Raw genomic sequence first — 25,510 nt, forward strand, 5'->3', positions numbered from 1 at the left:
GGACGTAAATAACAAGTTGTCGCTAATCATAGCTCTAACGCACACAAAGGGCAATTTGATTCTCTGTAGTTTGCGCATGAAATGACAATTGACAAACACATGATTTATAAACTCAACCGCGTTTTATTCTTTTCAAAAATAGCTGGACCAATGCCCTTTACGTTTTTAAATTCATCAATATTTTTAAAGCCACCATTCTTTTGACGGTATTCTACAATCGCTTGAGCCTTTTTCTCACCAATACCTTTTAGCTTCTGAAGCTCATCAATATTGGCTTGATTCAAGTGAACTTGTCCCGAAGAGTCAGTCATGGCTGAGCTTTTTGGAGCACTAGAATGAGAGGCGTGTTGCATGCTCAACTTCTGATCATACATCTGCTGTTTAGCTTTCCACTCCTTAAAATTTTGATCGAAAGATTGGGCCTGAATCAGTGTCGATGAAATCAGGCTCCAAAATAAAACAATAAAAATATAATACTTACTCTTCCAAAGATTCATGCTGAGCTGCATGTGTTTTTTCCCCTAACTTTAACTGCCGCTTTGCCTGATTCCACAATTCATCCATTTCAGACAAGGTCATGTCTTCTAATGTTCTTTGCTGTTTTTGCGCTTGATCTTCAATAAAAGCAAAACGGCTTCTAAATTTATGTATTGTTGATAAAAGTGATGTTTCACTTGAAATCGCAAGTTTACGTCCTACATTGACTAATGAAAACAGGCAATCTCCAAATTCATCTTGAATTTCATCAATATTTTGATTTTTTAGTGCTTGCTTAAACTCGTCTAGCTCTTCTTCTAGTTTTCCATAAGCATCTTCTACGGTTTCAAAGTCGAACCCAACTTTTGCGACATTTTCTTGAATTTCTTGTGCCTGCAAGAGGGCAGGTCCATGCTTTATTTCGTCTAATCTTGATTGCGGCTTGCCTTGTTTTTCTTGCTGTTTAATATGTTTCCAAAGCTCACTTACTTGCTCTGGCGTTAAGTTATTAAATTGATCTGCCTGAAAAACATGTGGATGGCGGCGAATTAACTTTTCACTTATTGCCTCAACCACATCTTGAAAATTAAAAGCGCCTTGCTCACTAAACATTTGTGATTGAAACACGACTTGTAATAACAAATCGCCTAGCTCATTTCTGATTTCATTAATATCGCCCTGACGAATAGCAGCCTCGACCTCATAGGCTTCTTCAATGGCATATTTCGTAAGAGTCATGGGTGTTTGTGCTTGATCCCACGGACATTTTTCACGTAACTCTTGCATAATTTTAAGCAACTTATCCATGGTAACCCTCAAGTTCAAAAAGTCGGTCAGTAAAACTAAGATCTTAATTTGTTATGATCAAAATCAAAGCGATTAAATCAGTCGCACTATTGTACTGACAAAGAGAAAAAAAGATGAGACACAGTATTCTGATTAGTGGTGCCGCTCAAGGTATTGGGGCAGAAATTGCACGTGTATTTTACCAACAGGGATATAAAGTAGGCATTTATGATATTAATGAGTCGCTTGCTCAAAAACTGGCAAGAGACTTAGGGCCAAATGCATGTGCTGGCTATCTAGATGTAAGTGATTACAACCAATGGCAACACATATTAAAAGAGTTTACTGACTGGGCTGGCGAACTTAACATCTTGGTAAATAACGCAGGTATTTTATATTCTGGTGCATTTGAAACGACTGATATTAAATCCCACCAAAGAACAATAAATATTAATGTAAACGGTGTCATCAATGGCTGTCACGCTGCTCTACCCTATTTAAAGCAAGCATCTTTTGCACGTGTCATCAATCTTTCATCAGCTTCTGCAATTTATGGGCAAGCTGATTTGATTTCTTATTCAGCCAGTAAATTTGCTGTTCGCGGAATTACTGAAGGCTTAGATGTGGAATGGAAAAAATATGGTATTCGTGTTTTAGATGTGATGCCGCTATTCGTACAAACTGCAATGGTTAACAATATGGATGCAGGCACTATTCAAAATATGGGGGTAGATTTAACTCCAAATGATATTGCCCAACAGGTGCTTACGCTTGTAGAGAAAAAAGCTCATTTCTGGACTCCTACTCACACTCCAGTTGGCATAAAAACCAAACTGCTTTACCAACTCTCAACCTTAAGCCCCCAATTTCTAAATCGACTCACTAATATTTATTTATCAAGGAAGTAATCCACAATAAAAAAAGGCTGTCATTTGACAGCCTTTTTTATTACTCAATTCAGTTAAACACCTTGAATCATGCGTCGCGCACTAATGATTCCAGGTTGCTGCTCTAAGCGAGCCAACAAACGAGACAGCTGTGCTAAACCCTTCACCTCAATTAACAATTTCATATTCGCAATACCATCTGCTTCAGAAATTGTATTGACCTGACGAATATTGATTTGGTCAGAGAAAATCACTTGAGTTAAGTCTTTAAGCAGACCACGACGATCATAAGCTTCAACTACAATTTGAACGCTTTGACCACGTGTTGGCTGCATTTCCCAATCGGCTTCAACAGCACGCTCTGGTTCTTGCTTAATCATACGCTGGTAGTCTGAACAAATGACTTTATGGATGCTAACACCACGGTTCAAAGTAATGTATCCAGCGATTGACTCACCATGTACGGGCTGACAGCACTGCGCGATGTGCAGCTCTACATTGTCTAAACCATCAATTAAAATTCCATGAGCCGACAATGTATGGCTAGCGCGTGGATTTAATGCTGGTTTAAGCACTAGTTCAGGTTCATCCTGATCTAGATGCATTTGACGGTTCACCTGATTAATCAAGGCATGTAAGCTAATATCACCGCTTACTAGACTCACCAAAATGTCATCACCCGTTTTCACGTTAAAATGTGATGAATAATCATTTAGGTCGATACTTTTTGGGTGAATCGCTAGACGAGCTAGTTCTTTATTGAGAAGTTCACGGCCTACTTCAAGATTTTTGCTACGATCTTGTTGTCTAAACCAATGACGCAGCTTGTCACGAGCACGAGAGGTTTTAATATAACCTAAAGAATTCACCAACCAATCTCGGTTTGGATCACGATCTTTTTTAGTTAAAATCTCAACCTGTTCGCCAGTTTTTAAAGTATAGGTTAATGGCACATAACGCTGGTTAACTCGCGCTGCGTAACACTTGTTCCCTACTTCTGTATGCACATGATAAGCAAAATCTAAAACTGTCGAGCCACGAGGCAATTCCTTAATATCACCATCACGACTGAAAACATAAATCTTCTCAAAACCTTCAAAATCTTGTAGTTGATCAAAGCCTTCTGTTTCATCTTCATTTTGATGTACCGTCGTTTCATTGCGTTCTTGGTAGTGTTCTAGAACAGCACGCAATGAATGCAAACGATGGTTAAAGGAATGGTCGGTATTCTTTGAACCTTCTTTATAGTTAAAGTGCGAACATACCCCTAACTCTGCTTCGTCATGCATCTCATGAGTACGAATTTGTACTTCAAGCGATTTATTTTCAGCAATTACAGCAGTATGCAAAGAGCGATAACCATTTGCTTTTGGGTTGGTAATATAGTCATCAAACTGATGCGGAATATGACGCCAGATTTGATGAACAATACCCAAAGAGTGGTAACACTCTGGGACACTATTAACCAACACACGTAAGGCACGAATATCATAGAGCTGATCAAAACTCAGGTTTTTGCTTTTCATTTTTCGATAAATCGAATAAATGTGCTTTGCTCGACCTGTGATTTCTGACTCGATTCCGTAAGACGCCAACTCATTTTTTAAACGATCAATCACGAACTGAATATAATGTTCACGCTCTAAACGTTTTTCATTCAGTAATGACGCAATTTCTTTATAACGATCCGGAGCTAAATAACGAAAAGCGAGATCTTCGAGTTCCCATTTAAGCTGAGCAATACCGAGTCGATGTGCCAATGGCGAATAAATAGTAAGAATTTCACGTGCTACACGTTCTTGACGTTCACGAGAGGAATTTGCCAGCTCTCGTAAAGAATAGGTACGTTCAGCAAGTTTAATTAAAACAACACGAACATCTTCGGTGACCGAAATCAGCATTTTATAAATGCCACTTAAATGTTCTCGTTGATTGTTATTGAAGTGGTCTTCTAACCGCTTATTTTTTTCAATGAGTTCAGATAGTTTACCCATTGCCAAAGCGCCTTTGACAAGGTTATAGACCTGATCTCCAAATTTCTTTTTTACTTCTTCTATATCAGTAATGTCTTCACGCACACTACGATAGAGCATAGCTGCCGATAGAGTATCTTCATCTACATGGAGATGTGCCAAAATGTCGGCCATTCCAACGCCAGTAGCGAAAGTATTGGACCGATGATTAACCGTTGATTCTAACTCTTTTTGCAGGGTTTCATTCGCAACCTTTTCAAGCTGTTCAAGCTTCGCCCCATCTAATATTTCACGCACTCGATCCAACCATGAGGCTAAACCGATTTGCGTTTCGGCGGCATGCTCTACAGTCGTTTCCTCGGACAACTCAGTTAGTTGTTCAGGTAACTGTTCACGTACTGTGACCATACCATTCTCCTCAATATGTAACTCATGTTTTTAATCGTTTATCTCTTGAATTTTTTCAAATAGTGCAATGGATTCAACATGTTCTGTGTGCGTAAACATGTCCATCACCGCTGCTTTTTTTAACTGGTAACCATATTGGACCAAAACACCTGCATCCCTTGCCAGTGTAGCTGGATTACATGATACATAAACGATTCTTTTTGCTCCAAAATTTGATACATACTGCATAATTTCATATGCACCAGCACGAGGAGGATCAATCAATAATGCATCAAATCCTTGATTTGCCCAAGAATGATGCGAAAAATCTTTTGTTAAATCTTGTGAAAAGAAGGTTGCCTGCACCAAACTATTGCATTTTGCATTAGCTGTTGCCCGTTGAACCATTTCTTCGCTCCCTTCCACACCAACAACCTGTCCACTCTCACCAACACATCGTGCTAACGGAAGCGAGAAATTGCCTAAACCACAAAATAGATCAAGTACTTTTTCACCTGGTTGCAATTGAAGCAATTCACATGCCAATTGAACCATTTGTTCATTTACTGTGGCATTGACCTGCGTAAAATCCAATGGCGAAAAAGCAAAATTTACATTAACCCTCTCTAAAGCATAATGTAAACGTAAAGCACCTTTTTCATCATCAATACGATGAATACTTTCAGGACCCTTAGGTTGCAAATACAACTGCCACCCTTTGTCTAACGCAAATTGCTTTAATTGGTTGACATCAGAATTGTTTAATTTTTCTACATGACGAACCAATAAAGAAATTTCATGATCACCTTTTGCTAATTCTACATGACCAATATGCACTTTGCCTTTTAGACTTTGGAGTAAAGTGCGTAACTCAGGCAAACTATTTGATAAATTTTTATCCAAAACGCTACAACTATGGATAGAAGTTAAGCGATTACTATGATGTTCACGAAACCCCATAATTAAGCGATCTGGCTTCGGCAAATAGCGCACACCAATTCGTGCTCGACGGCGATAATCACTTTGTAAAGACCGAATCGGCTCTAGCCACTGTTCAGGTTGAATACCTGCAAAATGCTGTAAATGTGATTGGAGCACACTTTGCTTTAAACGGATTTGTTCATCAGGATGGATATGCTGCATGCTACAGCCACCACAAATACCATAATGAGGACAAACTGCATCTATACGATGAGTTGACGGTTCTCCTAACAACTGCACCATCTCAGCTTCTTCAAGACGCTTTGCTTGATGGGTAATCTTGGCCTTTACAGTTTCTCCGGGCAATGCATAACGAATAAAAACTTTCTTGCCATGCTTATCTGCGGGATGATCAGGATGAGAACCATAATGCGCAATTCCCCGCCCCTCATGAGAAAGTGTTTCAACCTGAAAAATATATTCAGGTTGTTGGGGCTTGCGAGATTTGGCTTGTTGTTTCAAAGGATGAACCTAAAAATCTGAAGAATTAAAATAGTGTGAAGTAAATTCACTATGTTTTGAGGTACGTTCCCATACTTCAAGAAAATCTGCTTGCTGAGGAATATTTTTCAAATAATCAATACTAGAGTTTACCCAATCATTATGCTCATCTACTGTTAATTGTCCTTTTAATAACAACCAACGTACATAGACGAACCATGTATTAAGTACATCTCCTTCACAATAGCTGGTCAGTTTTAACCACTGCTGCGTACGGACATATTCCGGCACATGATAACCCGACTCACCGCGCTTACCCGGCAAACCTAAAATGCAGGCAATATCATCAAGCTTTTGAAAATTACGCCCGTTAAACATTGCCATCACGTCCATTAAATCAATGTGGCGATGGTGATAACGGTTTTGGTAATTATTAAAACGCTTCTGGCTATCAATCTCACCTTTATCAAACAAGCCCGGTGCAGAAAGCCCATGATACATTGCGCGAAATAGAATAACGGGTAAATCAAATTGTGAGCCGTTCCAACTCACTAAAGTCGGATGACGCTTATCAAAAATTGACAAGAATTTCTGTAAAATCTCGGCTTCAGAATATTGTTCACGACTAAAAGAAAATAATCTAAAACCTGATTCATCAATCCATAGACCAGAAATACAAACAATTTCGTGCAAAGGTAAGCGCTGAAAATCCATGCCTGATTCTTGACGGCGCAGTTTAGTCAACGCTTGCTCTACATCAGCCTCTGGCAAATCAAGATGATATAAATGCGCTCCCGCTTTTAAATCAGTTAAAGTTTCAATATCAAAAACTAAGGTTGGGAAACGCATTATTTCTCTCAATTATGAGTTATCGTCCTGTACTGAAAACAGTCCTGTAGACAAGTAGCGGTCGCCACGGTCACAGATAATGCAAACAATAACAGCATCTGGATTTTCTTCTGCAATCTTGATGGATGCCCATACTGCACCACCTGAAGATGTACCCGCACTGATGCCTTCCATACGTGCTAATTTACGCATGGTTTTTTCAGCATCAATTTGTGGAATATCAATAGTACGATCCACACGGCTACTATCAAAAATAGTAGGTAAATATTCTTTTGGCCAACGGCGAATACCGGCAATACTTGATCCATCTGCTGGTTGTAAACCAACAATCTGAATATCTGGGTTTTGTTCTTTTAAATATTTAGAAACACCCATAATGGTACCAGTTGTACCCATTGAGCTTACAAAATGGGTAATTTTCCCACCTGTTTGTTTCCAAATTTCAGGGCCTGTCGTTAAGTAATGAGCTTCAACATTATCAGGATTACCAAACTGATTTAAAACGTGCCCTTTACCGTCTTTTTCCATTTGCAAGGCTAAATCACGTGCACCTTCCATCCCTTGCTGTGGTGTTACTTCAATCAGCTCTGCACCATAAGCCAGCATCGCATCTTTACGCTCCTGACTCATGTTGTTCGGCATAATAAGTTTCATTTTATAGCCACGCATTGCAGCAACCATTGCCAGAGCAATACCTGTGTTCCCACTGGTTGCCTCAATCAAGGTGTCGCCTGGCTTAATTTGACCACGTTTTTCTGCCTGCATAATCATGTTATATGCAGGACGGTCTTTTACAGAACCTGCCGGATTATTGCCTTCTAATTTTGCTAAAACCGTCGCTTGCGTATGAGAAGCTAATCGCTGCAAACGAACTAGAGGTGTCTTACCTACATAGTGATCTAACAAAAATTCGTCGGCTAAAAAGTCAGGTTGTGTATTACTCATGATCAATACCTATATCGAGGTGGGCCTATTGTATGAAAAAATGCTCGGTACTGCACCCATTTCAATATGCTTTTTCATGAAAGCGATTAAAGCTCGGTCATTTATAAAATGCCGTCTGTTTTAAAATAAAGCGTGATAAGATGCCGTACAGAGAGATAAATCTGATGTAGCCATGTCTAATTTCAATAAAACCATATCGAAACGCTTACGTCTGAATCATGCATATGGGCAATTGATTGCTCTAATTTTTGTGCCGATTATGATTTTAACAGGGGTCGGTGCTTTTCTGGTTTTAACTGAAACGTCACATTCGGTAAAACAACAACAGCTACATCACGCCTCAGCAATTTTAGCTCGCTACAATCAAATTGCGAAAGATTTGTATACGCTGGTCGAACTACAGCCCGATGAATACGATCATGCTCAGCACATCATGCAAAGCATGTTTAGCGAAAAAAATCTTAAGCGTGCGGTACTCATCGATAACAACGGACAGACTTATTTAAGTATTGGTTATCGTGATAATCGTTATTGGCCTAGCTTTCCCAGTAGTAATAATTTTTTTGGTCCAATCTCTTATAACCACAACAATATTTATGGACTACAGATTAGTAATAAAGCTGGAAAAGCGCCAGTCTGGTTAGTGATTGAAATGGATAACCAGCCTCTAGAGTTGGCACGTTATCGCATTATGATTGCTCTCGTCATTACTGGATTAATGACCTTACTGCTACTTTTACTATGCTTGAATTTTTATTCTCGTCGCTGGATTGCGCCGATGTATGAAATTCGCATGCAGTTACAACGTCTAAATGCCGATACTCTAGACCAGCACCTAGTCATTAATAGTACTGGGGAACTACGCTTACTACAGCGAGACATCGCAAACGTTGTTAAACGCTTACACTTTAGCTTTTTAGAGTTAAAAGAACACACTGAACAAACAGAAGAAGACTTACGCAGAACATTAGATACTTTAGAAGTCCAAAACATTACCTATCGTCAAGCACGTGACCAAGCAATTTCATCAAATCAGGCAAAGTCAGTTTTCCTTGCCAATATTAGTCATGAGCTTCGAACGCCTCTCAACAGTATTGATGGTTTTATTCATTTATTGCTTCGTCAACAAAATTTAAATAATGAACAAAATCTTTATTTACAAACCATTCGCAAGTCATCTGCCCATTTATTGGCATTAATTAACGATGTATTAGATTTCTCAAAAATTGATGCGGGTAAGTTAGAGCTTGAAACAGCGCCCTTTGATTTAGAAGAAGCCATTTTTGATGTCATGGATATGCTATCTCCTTTGGCTGCTCAAAAACATATCGCCATGGCTTTTTACTATGCGGACAATATTCCACAACAAGTGATTGGTGATGCTTTACGCTTCAAGCAAATTCTGACCAACTTGATTTCTAATGCAATCAAGTTCACTCCAGATGGTGAGATTATTGTTCGTGTTCGTATGGAACATGATGATATTGGACAATGTCTGCTTCATTTTAGTGTTCAAGATAGTGGTATTGGCTTAAGCGGTACAGACCGTAAAAAATTATTTGAATCATTCTCGCAAGGTGATGCATCGGTTACACGTCAATTTGGAGGTACTGGTTTAGGCCTTGCTATCTCTAAACAGCTTGTTCATCTCATGCATGGTCAAATTGGCTTTGAGGATAATCAGGAACGTGCGCCAACAGAAAAAGGCTCTACGTTCTGGTTTACCGCACAATTTGTGGTAGATGAAGATTACGAAATCGAACATCCGCACTTTGAGCATTTACAAGTGGTGTCTTATCTTGCTCACCCTGCTACAGCAAGTGTTTTACGTTATTACCTTGAAAACTACCATGTTCCTCATATCGAAACACAATCGATTCTGGACTTGTTTAGTCGCTTAAAACATCTTGATCAGAAAGATAATACATGGCTTATCGTTGATCATAGCGGTGATACCGAAGCGTTATTAAAAGAAATCCGTAGCCGTTATCAAGGCAATTTAGCCGTCTATGGCTATCAAATGACGCTTGAGCCAAACATGCTCAGTGAATATCGTGCTCGTCCTCTATATCAACCATTAAGCCGTAGTGGACTCATTCAATTATTAAGCAACCAACCTATTTTTGAAGAAGAACAGCAAGATTTTAATGGTCAGGGTTTACACATTCTTGCAGTAGATGACCATTTACCAAACTTAATTGTTTTAGAAGCTTTGTTGGGTGAATTAAACGTTAAAACAACTAAAGCGTTAAGTGGTCAAGAAGCGCTTAACCTTATTCAAGAACGAATTGATCAGAAACTTAAACCATTTGATTTGGTGTTTATGGATATCCAAATGCCGGTTATGTCGGGCATCGATACCACACGTGCTATCCGTTCTTTAGAGTCAACGCTCGATGGAGAAATGCAGCTTCCAATTATTGCGTTAACGGCTCACGCCCTTGCCGATGAAAAGCAAAAGCTTCTTAAAGTAGGCATGAATGACTATGTCACCAAGCCAATTCAAATGGAGCAAATCATCCAGATCTTAACGCAATGGACTAAAAACAACTTTACAGCAAAAGCCATAGATAAAGACCACCACGTAGTTGCAGAAGCTTTAGACCCGCAAATTTTAAACTGGCAACAAAGTTTGCAACTTGCAGCAAATAAAGAAGACTTAGCACAAGATCTACTCAAAATGTTAGTTGATAGTTTTCCAACTGAGCTAGACGAAATGCAGCAGCTCATTGAGCTTGAAGACTTCCCTCAACTTGAGCATGTTTTACATCGCCTGTATGGTGCCACTCGCTATGTAGGTGTCCCGAAACTACAGCAAGTTACAGGTGACTTTGAACAATTTATTTCAACGCTACGTAAAGAACGCCGTATAGCAGATGAAGGCTTCATTGAAGAAGTTATACAGCGCTTTGATGAATTAGGTCTTGTGGTTAAAGAGGTAGAAAGTGCTGCTCACCAGATCTTGGTGATACCTGACTAACATATCTACCAAATAGGCATGACTGAGCTGTCATGTTTCCAGATTACAGCCATGTTATGCTCCGTTCATCTATAAAAAAAGAAGCGGGAATCTCATGGCACTCTTACGTATTGAAAAAAATAATGGCATTGCAACGGTATATTTAAACCGTCCAGACAAACGCAATGCGATGAGTTTTGCCTTATTAAAAGAGTTAGTTTCAACTGCAAAAGCAATTAAAAAGGATAGAGATATTCGCTGTGTTATTTTGACAGGCGAAGGAAATGTGTTTAGTGCTGGCATTGATTTATCTGATCTCAACAATCCTAAAAACTCTGCTTTTGCCATTTGGGAACTTGTAAAACCTGGACAAAGTCTTTTTCAAAAAGCATTTCTGACTTGGCAGAATTTACCTGTACCTGTTATTGCGGCACTAGAAGGATATTGTTTCGGCGCTGGTATGCAACTTGCCTTGGCTGCTGACATCCGAATTTCTCATCCAGAAACAAAAATGTCGATTATGGAAAGCCGCTGGGGTTTAGTCCCAGATATGGGACTTACTCGCTCATTAAAAGGTTTAATTAGTGTTGACCTTGCAAAAGAACTCACCTTAACTGCCCGTGTTTTTGATGGGAATTATGCAAAAGAAATTGGTCTTGTAACTCATTTAAGTGATTCTCCTTTAGAGAGAGCAAATGAGATTGCATCTGAAATGTTGCAGCGCTCACCTGATGCCCTCACTGCGGCAAAACGTGTACTTGACGCAATGGAACATCAACCAGAAAAGTCATTACGTCTAGAAAAAATCTGGCAACTTAAATTATTACTTGGTAAAAATAGCAAACTTGCTCGTAAAAAAGACAAACATCCGGAAGTTAATTTTTTACCACGCCAATATAAATAAGAGCTTAGATTATGAATTTTGATCGCAACACCCCTATTGCTTTTTTAGGCATAGGGCTTATGGGAAGTCGGATGGCAACCCGCCTTATTCAAGCTGGCTTTCAAGTTGCTGTTTGGAATCGAACCACCTCTGCATGTGACGAACTTCTTGATATCGGTGCACAACCTTTAGAACTTTCAGATATTGGTGAATATCCAGTTATTTTAATCTGTCTGGCAGATGATAAAGCCGTAGAGGCAGTATTTGAGCAAATTCAGCCTAACTTAAAAGCTAAACAGGTTATTGTTGATTTCTCGAGTTTATCTGTTGCCGCAACGAAAATGCTTGCTCAAGCAGCTGCTACCCATGAGGTCACATGGATTGACTCACCTGTATCAGGTGGAACAGCGGGTGCAGAACAAGGCACACTTGTCATTTTTGCAGGCGGTGATGCTCAAACCATTACAGAATTAACTGCTATTTATAATGTTCTATCCCAACGTGTGACTCGCATGGGAGATACAGGAACCGGCCAAGCCACCAAAATTTGTAATCAACTTATTGTTGCAGCCAACAGCGCTCTTATTGCAGAGGCTGTCGCACTTGCAGATCGAGCTGGTGTAGATACAACTTTGCTTGCCCCAGCCTTAGCCGGTGGATTTGCTGACTCTAAACCCTTTCAAATTCTAACTCCACGCATGGCAACTCATACTTTTGAACCAGTTCAGTGGAAAGTTCAAACATTATCTAAGGATCTTAACAACGCAGTAACATTGGCTAACAATGTTAATTTAGACATCCCAGTTGCACAAAAAGCTCTACTACAGCTACAAACTCACCAAAAAAATGGCTTTGCTGAGAAAGATTTAGCTACTATGATTCAATTAATAGAGCAAAAATAAACGGAGTTTGAGTATGGGTCGTCTTGCAGTCAATTTATCCATGATTTTTACCGAAGTTCCTTTAATTGAACGCTTTGCTCTGGCGCATGCACAGGGCTTTGAATATGTAGAAATTCAATTTCCTTATGAATTGGCTATTTCAGATATTCAAACTCAACTCGAACGCTACAACCTTAGCCTCTGCCTAATCAATGTGCCTGCTGGTGATCTTATGCAAGGCGGAAATGGTTTAGCTGGCGTACCCGGTCAAGAAACAGCTTTTCGTGAAGCTTTAGAATTAGCGATTAGCTATGCCACTGCTTTAAAAGTTCCCCGTGTTAACATTTTGGCAGGGAAACAGCCTCTAGATGCCGACCTACTCCCTTGTTTGAAAACATTAGCAGCTAATTTAAAACTTGCCTGTAACTTACTTAGTGAACACGGTATAGAACCCGTTTTTGAAATGATTAACGGTACAGATATGCCACGCTTTTTGGTGCAGAACATTGCGCAGGGACAAGAAATGCTAGAAGCGGTCAATCACCCTGCCCTAAAAATGCAATATGACTGCTATCACATGGCGATGATGGGCGAAGATGTACTTGAGGGTTTGCAAGAAAATATTAACTTAATTGGACATATTCAATTTGCGGACTGTCCGGGCCGTCATGAACCAGATACAGCCCAAATCCCTTATGAACAAATATTTTCTTGGTTAAAGCAAAGCTCTTATCAAAACTATATTGCAGCAGAATATAAGCCTGAAAATACTTCAAATCAGTCATTTACTTGGAAGAAAAAGTATTTTTCGGATGATGTAAATATATAAACTGTTACGACTTCTGATTGAAATTTAGCGCGAAAACCACTATATTAGATAGTGAGTAATTGTCAGGAAAATATACCCTATATGAATTTAGAACCATCGCCCAGCGTGTCTAATTCTCACGATTTCGCAATGAACACCTCAAATAAAGACGTACAGACTTGTCTCAAAGTTGTTCATGACGCTTTAGTTGATGTAAAAGCAAAAGATATTCTCCAGTTAGATGTTAGCTCAATTAGCAATGTCTCTGATGCTATTGTAATTGCGAGCGGTACTTCTACTCGCCACGTCAAAGCGCTCGCAGACAATGTTGCAGAAGAAGCTCGAAAAGCCGGTTTCCGCCCGATTGGCGTTGAAGGTGAACGAGATGCAGAATGGATCTTGATTGATCTCGGCTTTGTTGTAGTACATGTGATGCTACCAACAGCTCGTAAATTCTATGATTTAGAAAGCTTATGGCGTACCGCTCCAGAGTCGGTTGCTTAAAATTTTGCTTTTAAAAAAAGCGGCTCTTTTGAGCCGCTTTTTTAATTCTTTATAAAAAGTATGCCCCTTCATAAAGTGGTATTTATATTTTTTTAAATAACAAAATCTTTAAATTTCATCGAATGCCTTATTGGCCATTAAAAGCTAATCATCGCCCATTTTTAAATTTGACATGACAAATTGTCAGATTTGCAGCAATATACAAACTCTTGAAGTCCCCACCAATAAATAGCATAACCGGAGTACAGAAAGTGAGAATATTAATTACGGGCGCCAACACAGGGATTGGCTTGGCCACAGCAGAACAACTCGTTAAACAAGGGCAACATGTTATTTTAGCGTGCCGAAATCCAGAAAAAGCTCAAGCTGCGCAAAACAAATTACGCTCACTCAATCAAGGACAAGTCGATTTAGTTTCTCTCGATCTAAACGGTCTTGAATTAACTCGAAAGGCAGCCGACGAGATTGCAGATCGCTATGGTAGCCTTGATGTACTCATTAACAATGCAGGGTTATTTGCCAAAACCAAACAACTGACTGTCGATGGTTTCGAGCAGCAATTTGGCGTTAATTATTTAGGTCATTTTTTACTAACTCAAAAATTGCTTCCAGTTTTACAACAATCGTCTGAAGCACGGATTATTCATCTCGCATCTATTGCTCATTGGGTTGGCTCAATTAAACCTAACAAGTTTCGTGCAGAAGGTTTTTACAATCCCCTGTTTTATTATGGGCAATCGAAGCTTGCAAATTTATTATTCAGCAATGCTTTAGCAGAACAACTAGCAGGTAGTTCTATTACCAACAATGCATTGCATCCAGGTGGTGTCGCTTCTGATATTTATCGCGACTTACCAAAACCAGTTTATGCAACGATGAAATTAGGCTTAGTCCCAACCTCAGTTCCAGCGAATCTCATTACAGAAATGGCAACTGGAGATGCATGGCAGAATCGTAATGGAGAGTATGTCAGCGCACATATGCCAGACTGGAAATCTTCACACGCAAAAAACCAGCAACTGGCACGCGACCTCTATCAACAGTCAATGGACCTTGTAGAAAAATTTCTTTAAACAAATAGACCAAATAAAAAAGCCACCCGAGGGTGGCTTTTACAATCCTGATTGAGGTCAGATTAGTGACCGCCACCATTGATTGCTTTAGTCATATCTTCAACAACTTTCTTGGCATCACCAAAAATCATCATTGTTTTTTCGTTATAGAACAAGTCATTGTCTAGACCTGCATAACCAGTTGCCATAGAACGCTTAATCACCATGATCGTACGTGCTTTATGTGCTTCAAGAATCGGCATGCCATAAATTGGTGAAGTTGGATCATCTTTCGCAGCAGGGTTTACTACGTCGTTTGCACCAATTACAAGCACCACATCAGTTGCAGGGAAGTCTGAGTTAATCTCATCCATTTCTAAGATGTCTTCATATGCTACGTCTGCTTCAGCAAGCAATACGTTCATATGACCAGGCATACGACCAGCAACTGGATGGATCGCAAAACGAACGCGAACACCTTGCTCTTTTAGAATTTCACACAATTCTTTCACAGCATTTTGTGCACGACCTTGCGCCATACCATAACCGGGTACAATCACAACGCTGTCTGCATTTGACATCAAGAAGCCAGCATCATCAGCAGAACCAGAACGATGGTTACGCTGAACTTGCTCACCTTTAGCAGCTGTAGCAACTGCCGCGCCACCCATTGCACCACCAAACAATACATTAATGATCGAACGGTTCATTGCTTTACACATGATGTACGACAGAATCGCACCAGATGAACCTACGAGAGAACCCGCAACGATCAACATGTTGTTTTCAAGTGTAAAACCAATACCTGCCGCAGCCCAACCCGAGAATGAGTTAAGAAGCGATACCACTACAGGCATATCACCACCACCAACTGGTGCAATCCACACCCAGCCAAATGCAAGTGCAAGTGCTGTCATTGCCCAGAATGCAGTCATATTGCCAGTGGTAAAGAAGTAGAAACCACAAGCTAACATCGCAATAAAGATAAGCGCCTGAACAGGTTTAACCCATGCACCAGAAATTGTTTTCGCCCATTTTTTTGCAGCCAATTTACCGTACGCAAAGACAGATGCAGTAAAGGTAATCGCACCAACAAAACAACCTACGAACAATTCAAATAAGTGAACACTGCTCATGTGCACATGTTGCACACCAGCCGCGGTTAAAGCCGCCTCATTTTGAGCAAACAATTCAGTGAGTTGGTTGTTATGCAAAATTGCAGCAATTGCAATTAGTACAGCAGCCAAACCAACTAACGAGTGCATCAACGCTACAGTTTCAGGCATTTGAGTCATTGGCACAGTACGAGCACGCGCAATACCAACGATTGCACCCAACACCATTGCACCAACAATCATCCAGATAACTGGGTTATTCGCAACAAAGAAGGTCGTAACTACAGCAATCGCCATCGCGATCATACCGTAACGGTTACCTTGAATTGCTGTTTTAGGGCCAGACAAACCACGAAGCGTCAAGATAAAGAGAATTGCGCCTACAAGGTACAACCAATTTGCATTTGCTTGAATAAATTCCATGTCAAAGCCCTCTTATTTCTTTTGCTTAGGCTTGAACATTTCCAACATGCGTGCAGTTACTGCAAAGCCGCCGAAAATATTAATGCTTGCCAAAAATACCGCAATCGCACCCAGTACGCTCACCACATTCACACTTTGAAATGCAACGTTAGCATCTACACCCAAAATAGGCAGACCCACAGTTTGCAACATTGCACCCACTACAATAATAGATGACAACGCATTGGTTACTGCCATAAGTGGTGTATGTAAAGCTGGTGTAACACCCCAAACTACGTAATAACCTACGAAGATGGCAAGGACGAAAATTGTAATAGTTTCAACCATGAGAAATCTCCTTAACCACGCTTAAGCAGTACTTGACCGCCATGAGTGACCAATAGGGCTTTTTGGATTTCGTCTTCTTGATTAATCGCAAAGTTTTTCTCTTTGTCGAATAAAGTTTCTACGAAATTGAATACGTTACGTGCATATAGTGCAGAAGCTTCTGTCGCTACAGTTGCCGGAATATTTGGAACACCCAAAATTTTCACGCCATTTTCTGTAAACACAGTCTCGCCAACTTTAGAGCCTTCAACGTTACCACCAGTTTCAACAGCCATATCTAAAATGACAGAGCCTGGTTTCATCTTGGCAACAGTTTCAGCCTTAATCAGACGCGGTGCATCACGACCCGGCAACAATGCAGTTGTAATCACGATGTCAGCGTTAGATACAGCCTTGTCAACAATCGCGGCTTGGTCTTTGATGTATTGCTCACCCGGCATCCATCCATAACCATTTTTAGCGGCGTCAGCTGCACGTTGTTGCTCTTCTTCAGACATTGGTACGTCTAACCACTTACCACCTAAAGATTCAACTTGATCTTTTGCCGTAGGACGTAAATCAGTTGCTTCAACAATTGCACCTAAACGTTTTGCCGTTGCAATTGCCTGAAGACCTGCAACGCCCACGCCCATAATCACAACACGAGCAGGTTTTACAGTACCAGCAGCAGTCATAAGCATTGGGAACATACGTTGATATTCAGCGGCAGCAAGCAAAACTGATTTATAACCAGAAAGGTTTGCCTGAGAAGACAATACGTCCATGTTCTGTGCACGAGAAAGCGTACGAGGAAGCAATTCCAATGCAAAAGCAGAAACTTGCTGATTCGCAAACTGATCTAGCTCGGTATTACGATAAGGATCAAACATTGCTACAACAGCAGTATTTGCTGGAAGTTTTTGAATTTCCCCGCCTTGTGGCGCACGAACTTTCAAAATAATTTGACTACCCGTATAGGCATCATCCGTAATGGTTGCACCGACCTGTTCATAAGCACTGTCAATGTACGCAGCCTTTATACCGGCACCACGTTCAATCACAACGCTATGACCAGCGCTAATCAACTTCTTTACTGTCTCTGGCGTAGCAGCTACACGATTTTCACCGACGACAGTTTCGGTTGGGATTCCGATTTGCATGAGCGTTCCTCAAGCTAATTTCTCATTGTCAAAAACATTGCAACCTGCAATGTTTCCCCCATGTGTATTCTTTGTACAGAATTTGGATTCTAATTGAACTTTTTTAAAATACCACCCAATATTTATTTAATAAATACCCATATTTTGAACTGATGATTCACGATATTTGATTTGAGGTGTAACATAGGAAGCTTTTTCTTTTTTTGCAGACAACAGTCTCTCTTATACAGTCTTGTATATGAAAATTTCTTTATCTTCGTTTCAAATTGGGTCTTTTTTTGCTCTTTGCTCTGCTTTTCTATTCAGTACAAAAGCAATCTTTATTAAACAGACTTATGCCCTTTCTCCATTAGTAGACGCCACAGTCCTGATGGCTTTACGCATGTTAAGCGCTTTACCGTTCTTTCTATTAATTTGCTGGTTTAACAGGCATCATAATCAGGGCATAAAAAAGAAGGATTGGCTAATTTTAATTTTTGCTGGTCTATTAGGCTACTACTTTGCCAGCTGGCTCGATTTTATGGGTCTGATGTTTATTAGTGCTTCACTCGAACGAATTATTCTATTTTTATATCCCACACTCACAGTCATTGTCTCAAGCTTCCTATATAAACAAAAATTAGATGCAAAAAGTTTATTTGCCATTTTTCTTAGTTATGGTGGAACTGTATTGGTCATGCTTCAAGAGCACAACAATGCACCAATTCAGGGCAACTTCTGGTTAGGCACAAGTCTCGTGTTTGCGAGTGCTGTGGCTTTTGCAGGCTATTTACTACTGACCCCGCCATTAATTAAAAAATTTGGTTCTTGGAATTTCACAGGTTTAGCTTTAACAGTCGCTTGTATCGGTACATTAACGCACTATGTATTAAGCACTCCTCAACCTATTCAACTTCTATTACAACTTCCATCCAGTGTAATTTGGTACGGCGTCGGACTGGGCTTTTTGGTCACTGTTTTACCTACCGTTATGCTCATGCAAAGTATTGAGCGACTTGGCGCCTCTCAATCTGCCATGATTGCTTCGATAGGACCAGTTTTAACTATTTTACTCGCGGTTACTTTTTTAAATGAACATCTCAATATGTGGCAATGGGTAGGCTGTATTTTAAATATTGCAGGTGTCATGATAATTACCCTTAGAAAGAAAAGATTAAAATACTAATTTCTCTTGACCTCAACTTAAGTTGAGGTTGGATACTCATCTAAATTTTACTGAACGGTTGAGATCCATGAATCAAGAAACTTTTAAAATAATAAATCCATCAACTTTATACGACCCTACTCCAAATGCTTATAGTCATGTTGCTGTGGTAGAAAATTTTAAAAAGATTATTCATATTGCAGGTCAAGGAGGCGAAAACTCAAAAGGTGAATTAAGCCCAAACTTTGAAGAACAAGTTTCCCAAGCTATTGATAACATTAAGCATGCTTTAATTGCTGCCAATGCAGAGCTTAGCAACATTGCCGTATTAAGAGTTTTAGTTGTTGACCACTCGGTCGAAAAACATGAAATTTTAATTAAAGTTATGCAGAATTTATGGAAAAATCATCCTTTTCCAGCCTGTACACTCATTCCTGTACCACGCCTTGCATTAGAGCATATGCTCATTGAAGTCGAAGCAACCGCATACACCTAATAAAATCGAGAGAACATCATGTCTACCCCTGAAGATATCAGTCAAAATAAACCTTTACTTTGGTTGATGGCAGCAGCATGTGGCTTATGTGCAGGTGTGAATTATTATTGCCAGCCTCTTATTCACTCCATTCAACAAGACTTTGCTGTTACTCAAGCACAAGCCGCATTGACTGTTACATTTGCTCAGGTGTCTTATGCCCTAGGACTACTCTTTATTGTTCCGATGGGTGATATCGTCAATAAAGCCAAGGCTATTCCGTTTTTGATGGTGCTTTGTGCAGTTGGCTTATTTACTTCTGCTTTTGCTGTTAACTTACCCATGCTATGGATCGGTACAATTTTAGCAGGATTGTTTTCGGTTGCAGCTCAAGTGCTTATTCCACTTGCTACAATGACGGTAAAACCTGAAAAAACTGGCGAGATCATTGGTTTTTTAATGAGTGGCCTATTAGTGGGTATTTTACTCTCTACAAGTCTGGCTGGCCTATTTTCTAACTTATTCCATTGGAAAGTGGTTTATGTGGTAAGCGGCATATTAATGCTTCTGTTGGCATATACCTTAAAAAGTCGCTTGCCTTATGTTTTACGCATGAAAATGAACTATGGACAGATCTTTGGTTCCATGGGTCAGCTTTTAAAACAAGAGAAAAGACTATTATTAAGAGCGCTTACAGGTGCTTTCGCCTTCGCATCTGTGAGTATTTTATATTCCACCATCGCATTACTCCTCACCTCAGCACATCATTTACCTGATCTGTTTATTGGACTAGTACCTTTAGTCGGTATCTTTGGTGCCTTATCAACCCGTTATATTGGTAAATATGCTGATCAGGGACGTACCACTCTACTCACATGGATAGGTTGTGGTTTATTCCTGTTAAGCTGGCTCTGCTTTTATTATGGACAAACTTTGCTTGCGAGTTATATTGCTGGTTTTGCTTTAATTCAGTTAGCGCTAGCACTCATACACACAAGTAACCAGAGTATTATTTTCCGTTTACGACCAGATGCTAAATCTCGTATTAATGCCATCTATATGACCACTTACTTTATTGGAGGTGCAGGAGGTTCAGCATTAGGAATTTTTGCGTGGAACCGTGGCGGATGGACCATGACTTGCCTTGCTGGTATTGGGCTAGTTGTACTTTGTATTTTGTTTAGCTTGTTTGATGCTATCTTACAAAAAAAGAAAATGATTTCCCAATAAGGTAACTTGTTATAAATCATCTCCCTATATTCAACACAAGGGTGGTTATAAATTACTCGGCTAAATGCCTCTGTCGATTCAAGCATAAACCTCGTATAATGCTGCCCTTTCATTAATTTAGCGACTTTTGGGCTATTGGTTATGCAATCACTTCAATCGTTACAACCTCGTATTTCTGTCGCACCCATGATGGATAGGATCAAGCAAGATTAAATGATTATAAATATCAAATACTTAATAATAGAAATAAAAATTATGGTGTAAAATTGGTGTAACCATAGAATATTTAGAAAAACGTTTATTTAACGTTGATATTTAATTAGGTTATTCAAATAATCAAACTAGCCTAACGTAACTAGTTATTTCTTTTCTGCTATCACAGGCTTACAACCATGCTCAGCATTTAGTCTACTGAATCAAGATAATGCAAGAATAGTCAGATTTTATTGATAATGTAAGAAATAAAGTTCTTTTTTCCTAAATATAAAACTATCTAAATAGATATGTTCGAGTATAGGCTTTACTTTTAAAAAATAAATTATTGAAAAATAAAACTAAAATCGAATTATTAAATTTATTTTTTAAAAACTATTTCTTTCATATTTGCATGAATCTGATAAAATTTGCTTTTGGAATTAATTTATTTATTTTAAATAAATTTTAAGTCGCTATATTGAGTACGTGTTTGATGTCAAAAGTATTTTTAGATGATGCTAGAAACTTAAAAGATAAGATAAAATTATCTTCAATTGACGTCACAATAACCTCTCCTCCTTATTTTGACATGAAAGATTATGGCCATACTGACCAAATTGGTTTTGGCCAGTCTTACGAGGCCTATTTAAATGATTTACAAAAAGTGTTTAAAGATGTCTATGATGCAACTAAAGAATCTGGCTCCTTATGGGTGGTTATCGACACATTCAAAAGAGATGGAGCAGTTGTTCCATTACCATTTGATTTTGTTAGAGAAATAAGTAAAACTGGTTGGAAGCTCCAAGATATCATTATCTGGAAAAAAGATAAAACTGTACCGTGGAGTAAGAAAGGCGCTACAAGAAAAATTTTTGAATATGTTTTATTTTTTTCTAAGGGTAATGATTTTAAATATTATTCAGAAAGAGCTAGAGAAATAACTGATTTAAAAGAATGGTGGATTCGTTATCCTGAACGTTACAATCCAAACGGTAAAAGTTTAGAAGAAATATGGGAATTTAGTATCCCTACCCAAGGTTCGTGGGGTGAAGGATATATTCGCCATTTCTGTCCACTTCCTGAAGATCTAGTTCGAAGAATAATTACTCTAACTACAGATGAAGGAGATCTGGTCTTTGATCCATTTTCTGGTTCAGGAACGGTTCCATCACAAGCTGCATTTATGGAAAGAGAGTATTATGGTTTTGAACTAAACCCTGAATATATTCAGATGTTTGAATCTTACTTAGAAGCCAATTTGTCCACTCGCTTAGACTCATATAGAGCCTCAAGAATTACTCTAGATGAAGATGAGTTCAAGAAAAAAATTATTGACCTACGATTACTCAAATATGGTCGCGTATTAGCAAAGAAAATGAAGTCATCAGGAATAAATATTCAGAAAATGTTCATTGAATATTCTGAAGGACCTCTAAATAAAAAACATGATATTGCAGCAGGAAATTATTCATTATTAATTGAACCTAATACATCTTTTATTGATGCAGATATTATTGCAGTAATTAATGAAATAATAAGTGTCCCTCCTCTTTCTAAATTTGGAATTTCATCTCAATTCATACTCTCGCATAGTCTTGACGAGTTTGTAAAACTCCTGCCAGAAAATGAATTATTTATTTATTCACAAAACAATACTCATCAGTTCGTAGCCAAGCCTTCCGCTTCCAATAGTTTTATTTACAGTACAATTGCAGTAAATATTAATGAGGAAATTTATAGGAATTCCAAATGAAACCAGTACAGAAACCCAAAAGAAAAGCTATATCACCTGAAGAACGTGCACGTAAACTTGCCGCTGTAAAAAAGAGCAGAGAGGAAAAAAAGTTTAGATCATCAGTAAAAGATATCTTTATGGGATCTGGTTTCAAATATATTACGTCTGAAAATAAAGAATTTGTTTTTGAAACAGAAGAGGGTTCTCGTACAACTGAGCTTGATGGAATATTTATATATGAAAATATTATTATTGTTATAGAAGATACTTGTACAACCTCTCCAGGGGGGCATCTAGCTAAAAAGCAAATAATATTTGATCTTGCAATAAGACATAAAAATCAGTTTATCGAGTGTTTAAAACAAAATATTCCTGAGTTTAAACAATATTCAAGTAAAGGAATCTATGACAATGAGCATTATATTTTAAAAACACTTTATTTTAGTATGCATCCAGTTGATTCCGAGTATGTAGAAAGTGCAAATCGAATTGGTATTAAAGTTATTGAAAGAGCTCTAACCAATTACTTTTATGCATTAGTTAAAAATATTGCCTCCTCTGCAAAGTATGAATTATTAAAATTTCTAGAAATACCCTACTCAGCTCTAGGTCCTAATAAGTTATCTGGAGGAAATTCTGGAGCTTTTAGCTCATATAAAGGCTTCTTACTTCCAGAAGCCAATAGTAGCTATCCAGATGGATTCAAAGTTGTTTCATTTTACGTAGATCCAGCATCACTTCTAAAAAAAAGTTTTGTCTTACGTAAAAATAGCTGGATAACTCCAAATCTCTCATATCAAAGAATTCTAGATATGCGAAAAATCAAGCTAATGAGAAAATACTTATCCGATAATGAAAGAGTTTATCTTGGAAATATCATAGCTACATTACCATCAACTACTAAAATCCATGATATCAATACATCAAATCAATTAACCCCTGATCAACAAGGTGAAGTTAAGCCAATAGAAATAACTTTACCAGATCAATATAACGTTGTGGGCTTAATAGATGGACAACACCGTGTTTACTCTTATCATGAAGGCTCGGACTCATATGAAGATAGAATTGGTAAATTACGTCGAAAACAGAATCTATTAGTCACAGGGATAATTTATCCAGACCATATTTCTAGTCATGATCGAGTATTATTTGAAGCTAAATTATTCCTAGAAATTAATAGTAAACAAACAAGTGTTAAATCAGCGCTCATACAAGAAATCGAAGTTATTGTTAACCCTTACTCATCTACAGCAATTGCAAAATCGGTACTTACTCAACTAGCGAGAAAAGGAGCACTAAAAGACAAATTAGAAGAGCATGTATTCGATACTGTGAATAAATTAAAAGTTTCGTCTATTGTGAGCTATGGATTAAAGCCTCTTACAAAAAAAGACGGTCATGATTCACTATTCAGCATTTGGCCCGAGGAAGAAAAGAAGAAGAATATCTTGGCTCAAAAAAGTTCGGAAGATTTGCAGGACTATTTAGATTTTTGTGTAACAGAAATAAATCTTATCTTAAATGCAGTAAGAATCTCTTTTCCAGAAGGATGGAAAGTAGGCCATGAGAATAAAATGCTTACCCCTACCTCTATAAATGGGTTTCTTAAATGTTTGCGGATAATAATCGAAAACAACGATGAAAGAAGTTTAGATATTTACAAAGATAAATTCAAAAACATTGCAGAATTTCCCTTTGACAATTATAAATCTAGTCATTGGAATCAGCTTGGTGTTGAAATCTATGATCATTTTTTTAAACAATAGTATCTTTAGATTGGTTCCACCTAAAGCTATACTAATTTAATTCTAGAGTGTAAATCTTTAAGTTACATCAAATTAAAACAATGTGACTTAAAGATTTATATGCATAGATTAAATGAGTTAATTAAGCAGTCATGCTTAATACCTGCTCTAAATCTCTTTATTTAATGACCGCACCTGCACCAAACTATGCTGAGTTTCACCAATGGTCCCGATACCCATAATTAATAAACTCCGTGACACTACAAAGCAGTCCATAATCTGTACCTTGAGCTAAAGTCATTTAGACTATTCACCATCCCAATACCAATACACTTCACCCCAGTCTTGTTCCTTGATTTCAGGAAGCACTTCACCTTTCTTACAATAATGACGTGTATTTGGTTGTGCAGGCGTTGTCCAATAACCTGTTTTAGGACAAACTTCTCCAGCTTGAACAGATTCTTGATATTGTGATTCAGCATTTTGTCCACTTGTTAAATCGTCCACACTATACGGTGTCCCATATAGAGCAGCCGTAAGGTCCTCAAAAGTTCGCAGTCTTAATGGAGTCACCTGTTTTAAGAACTTCATGTGAACAGGAAGATTTGTTTTTGCTAGATATGTTAAGGACTCTACCCCACCCAATGCCAAAGCAGGCTCAAATGCATACATTTCATCTGCCTTTAAAACACCTAATTTTTTTACAGCTCGATCAAATAGTTTATTGCCGTTTTTGTCTGTGTAATCTAGATAATTTTTTTTAGGTAAAAAGAAAAAATCACTACCATAAAACTCAGCACTTTCTAACTGTTCTCCATTGTCATGTAAGATACCTTCCATTGTTTTAATGTAGTATCTACCATAATTACGTTCGCCCCAAATTAACAGCTCACCAAATGCAGAACGGGCCAAAACATGATAGGCATCATCATCCAGTAATGGTGTCTCCTCTAACCAGTCATAAATCACTTCAGTGTAATCGTCTGGGTTAGTAATCCAGTACAAACCATTCAAATAACCAGCAAAACCAAATAAACGCCATTGTTCTAAAATACTTTCAGGCAGTTTACCCCGATATTTTTTTATGATGTCCTCTGTCACTTCAACTTTATTAATTGGCTGACCATATTTCTCATAAAAGTAATCAATATCTTCTTGGTTCATCT

Annotated in this window: 22 protein-coding genes; 12 read left to right on the plus strand and 10 right to left on the minus strand. The window is 38.5% G+C overall.

Annotation, left to right across the window (positions count from 1 at the left end; genetic code table 11):
* Window positions 1-104: 104 nt before the first annotated feature.
* Both RMB13_RS18825 and mazG read right to left on the minus strand, forming a co-directional pair.
* Entirely contained in the window at window positions 105-509 is a 405-nt protein-coding gene (locus RMB13_RS18825) for a ComEA family DNA-binding protein (protein WP_311086045.1), read from the minus strand.
* A complete protein-coding gene (mazG, locus tag RMB13_RS18830) occupies window positions 478-1,284 on the minus strand; it encodes a nucleoside triphosphate pyrophosphohydrolase (RefSeq protein ID WP_311086046.1) in 807 nt (268 codons plus the stop codon). The genes RMB13_RS18825 and mazG overlap by 32 nt, the downstream gene beginning before the upstream one ends.
* Before the next feature lie 113 nt (window positions 1,285-1,397).
* On the opposite strand from mazG, the gene RMB13_RS18835 reads away from it, so the two are divergent.
* Window positions 1,398-2,171: an SDR family oxidoreductase gene (locus RMB13_RS18835; RefSeq protein ID WP_311086047.1), complete on the plus strand. Its 774-nt coding sequence runs from the start codon at window positions 1,398-1,400 to the stop codon at window positions 2,169-2,171.
* 53 nt (window positions 2,172-2,224) lie between these two features.
* Here the strand turns inward: RMB13_RS18835 and RMB13_RS18840 are convergent, their stop codons facing one another.
* Genes RMB13_RS18840 through cysM form a run of 4 tightly spaced genes read right to left on the minus strand, consistent with a single transcriptional unit; the run spans window position 2,225 to window position 7,726 of the window.
* The gene (locus RMB13_RS18840; protein ID WP_003655013.1) at window positions 2,225-4,531 is read right to left on the minus strand and encodes a bifunctional (p)ppGpp synthetase/guanosine-3',5'-bis(diphosphate) 3'-pyrophosphohydrolase; all 2,307 of its coding nucleotides are present in this window, start codon (window positions 4,529-4,531) and stop codon (window positions 2,225-2,227) included.
* 30 nt (window positions 4,532-4,561) lie between these two features.
* The gene (rlmD, locus tag RMB13_RS18845; protein ID WP_311086048.1) at window positions 4,562-5,953 is read right to left on the minus strand and encodes a 23S rRNA (uracil(1939)-C(5))-methyltransferase RlmD; all 1,392 of its coding nucleotides are present in this window, start codon (window positions 5,951-5,953) and stop codon (window positions 4,562-4,564) included.
* A 9-nt stretch (window positions 5,954-5,962) separates the two neighbouring features.
* Window positions 5,963-6,781 carry a 3'-5' exonuclease gene (locus RMB13_RS18850; protein WP_311086049.1) on the minus strand — a complete coding sequence of 273 codons (819 nt, stop codon included), beginning with the start codon at window positions 6,779-6,781 and terminating at the stop codon, window positions 5,963-5,965.
* A gap of 12 nt (window positions 6,782-6,793) precedes the next feature.
* A complete protein-coding gene (gene cysM, locus RMB13_RS18855) occupies window positions 6,794-7,726 on the minus strand; it encodes a cysteine synthase CysM (RefSeq protein ID WP_004641224.1) in 933 nt (310 codons plus the stop codon).
* A 172-nt stretch (window positions 7,727-7,898) separates the two neighbouring features.
* On the opposite strand from cysM, the gene RMB13_RS18860 reads away from it, so the two are divergent.
* The 6 genes from RMB13_RS18860 to RMB13_RS18885 all read left to right on the plus strand — a co-directional run bounded on the left by RMB13_RS18860 (window position 7,899) and on the right by RMB13_RS18885 (window position 14,834).
* Window positions 7,899-10,706 carry an ATP-binding protein gene (locus RMB13_RS18860; protein WP_311086050.1) on the plus strand — a complete coding sequence of 936 codons (2,808 nt, stop codon included), beginning with the start codon at window positions 7,899-7,901 and terminating at the stop codon, window positions 10,704-10,706.
* Window positions 10,707-10,800: 94 nt separating this feature from the next.
* Complete coding sequence (locus RMB13_RS18865) at window positions 10,801-11,589, plus strand: crotonase/enoyl-CoA hydratase family protein (RefSeq protein WP_005036819.1); 789 nt, start codon at window positions 10,801-10,803, stop codon at window positions 11,587-11,589.
* 11 nt (window positions 11,590-11,600) lie between these two features.
* On the plus strand, window positions 11,601-12,470 hold the full coding sequence (locus RMB13_RS18870) for an NAD(P)-dependent oxidoreductase (RefSeq protein ID WP_311086051.1): 870 nt from the start codon (window positions 11,601-11,603) through the stop codon (window positions 12,468-12,470).
* A 13-nt stretch (window positions 12,471-12,483) separates the two neighbouring features.
* Window positions 12,484-13,278 (plus strand): hydroxypyruvate isomerase family protein, encoded by a 795-nt coding sequence (locus tag RMB13_RS18875; protein ID WP_045126305.1) that lies wholly within the window; start codon window positions 12,484-12,486, stop codon window positions 13,276-13,278.
* Window positions 13,279-13,359: 81 nt separating this feature from the next.
* Window positions 13,360-13,761: a ribosome silencing factor gene (rsfS, locus tag RMB13_RS18880; protein ID WP_003654998.1), complete on the plus strand. Its 402-nt coding sequence runs from the start codon at window positions 13,360-13,362 to the stop codon at window positions 13,759-13,761.
* A 251-nt stretch (window positions 13,762-14,012) separates the two neighbouring features.
* Window positions 14,013-14,834: an SDR family NAD(P)-dependent oxidoreductase gene (locus tag RMB13_RS18885; protein ID WP_311086052.1), complete on the plus strand. Its 822-nt coding sequence runs from the start codon at window positions 14,013-14,015 to the stop codon at window positions 14,832-14,834.
* A gap of 62 nt (window positions 14,835-14,896) precedes the next feature.
* Here RMB13_RS18885 and RMB13_RS18890 read toward each other — a convergent pair whose 3' ends face one another.
* Genes RMB13_RS18890 through RMB13_RS18900 form a run of 3 tightly spaced genes read right to left on the minus strand, consistent with a single transcriptional unit; the run spans window position 14,897 to window position 17,817 of the window.
* Window positions 14,897-16,351, minus strand: coding sequence for an NAD(P)(+) transhydrogenase (Re/Si-specific) subunit beta (locus RMB13_RS18890; protein WP_017391250.1), 1,455 nt, complete (start codon window positions 16,349-16,351; stop codon window positions 14,897-14,899).
* A 12-nt stretch (window positions 16,352-16,363) separates the two neighbouring features.
* Window positions 16,364-16,678 (minus strand): proton-translocating transhydrogenase family protein, encoded by a 315-nt coding sequence (locus RMB13_RS18895; protein ID WP_003654992.1) that lies wholly within the window; start codon window positions 16,676-16,678, stop codon window positions 16,364-16,366.
* Between the two features lie 11 nt (window positions 16,679-16,689).
* A complete protein-coding gene (locus RMB13_RS18900; protein ID WP_311086053.1) occupies window positions 16,690-17,817 on the minus strand; it encodes a Re/Si-specific NAD(P)(+) transhydrogenase subunit alpha in 1,128 nt (375 codons plus the stop codon).
* 238 nt (window positions 17,818-18,055) lie between these two features.
* Here RMB13_RS18900 and RMB13_RS18905 point away from each other — a divergent pair, with 238 nt between their 5' ends.
* From RMB13_RS18905 to RMB13_RS18925, 5 genes are all read left to right on the plus strand, one after another.
* On the plus strand, window positions 18,056-18,982 hold the full coding sequence (locus RMB13_RS18905) for a DMT family transporter (RefSeq protein ID WP_003654988.1): 927 nt from the start codon (window positions 18,056-18,058) through the stop codon (window positions 18,980-18,982).
* Window positions 18,983-19,049: 67 nt separating this feature from the next.
* Window positions 19,050-19,457 carry a RidA family protein gene (locus RMB13_RS18910; protein WP_045435110.1) on the plus strand — a complete coding sequence of 136 codons (408 nt, stop codon included), beginning with the start codon at window positions 19,050-19,052 and terminating at the stop codon, window positions 19,455-19,457.
* 18 nt (window positions 19,458-19,475) lie between these two features.
* Window positions 19,476-20,666: an MFS transporter gene (locus tag RMB13_RS18915; RefSeq protein ID WP_311086054.1), complete on the plus strand. Its 1,191-nt coding sequence runs from the start codon at window positions 19,476-19,478 to the stop codon at window positions 20,664-20,666.
* A 688-nt stretch (window positions 20,667-21,354) separates the two neighbouring features.
* The gene (locus RMB13_RS18920; protein ID WP_311086055.1) at window positions 21,355-22,614 is read left to right on the plus strand and encodes a site-specific DNA-methyltransferase; all 1,260 of its coding nucleotides are present in this window, start codon (window positions 21,355-21,357) and stop codon (window positions 22,612-22,614) included.
* A complete protein-coding gene (locus tag RMB13_RS18925) occupies window positions 22,611-24,365 on the plus strand; it encodes a DGQHR domain-containing protein (RefSeq protein ID WP_311086056.1) in 1,755 nt (584 codons plus the stop codon). Before RMB13_RS18920 ends, RMB13_RS18925 begins: the two co-directional genes overlap by 4 nt.
* Before the next feature lie 285 nt (window positions 24,366-24,650).
* On the opposite strand, the gene RMB13_RS18930 is transcribed toward RMB13_RS18925, so the two are convergent.
* Window positions 24,651-25,508 carry a type VI secretion system immunity protein, TaeI family gene (locus RMB13_RS18930; RefSeq protein ID WP_311086057.1) on the minus strand — a complete coding sequence of 286 codons (858 nt, stop codon included), beginning with the start codon at window positions 25,506-25,508 and terminating at the stop codon, window positions 24,651-24,653.
* Between the last annotated feature and the right edge of the window lie 2 nt (window positions 25,509-25,510).

The sequence above is a fragment of the Acinetobacter sp. V102_4 genome (assembly GCF_031799005.1).
Classification (GTDB): domain Bacteria; phylum Pseudomonadota; class Gammaproteobacteria; order Pseudomonadales; family Moraxellaceae; genus Acinetobacter; species Acinetobacter calcoaceticus.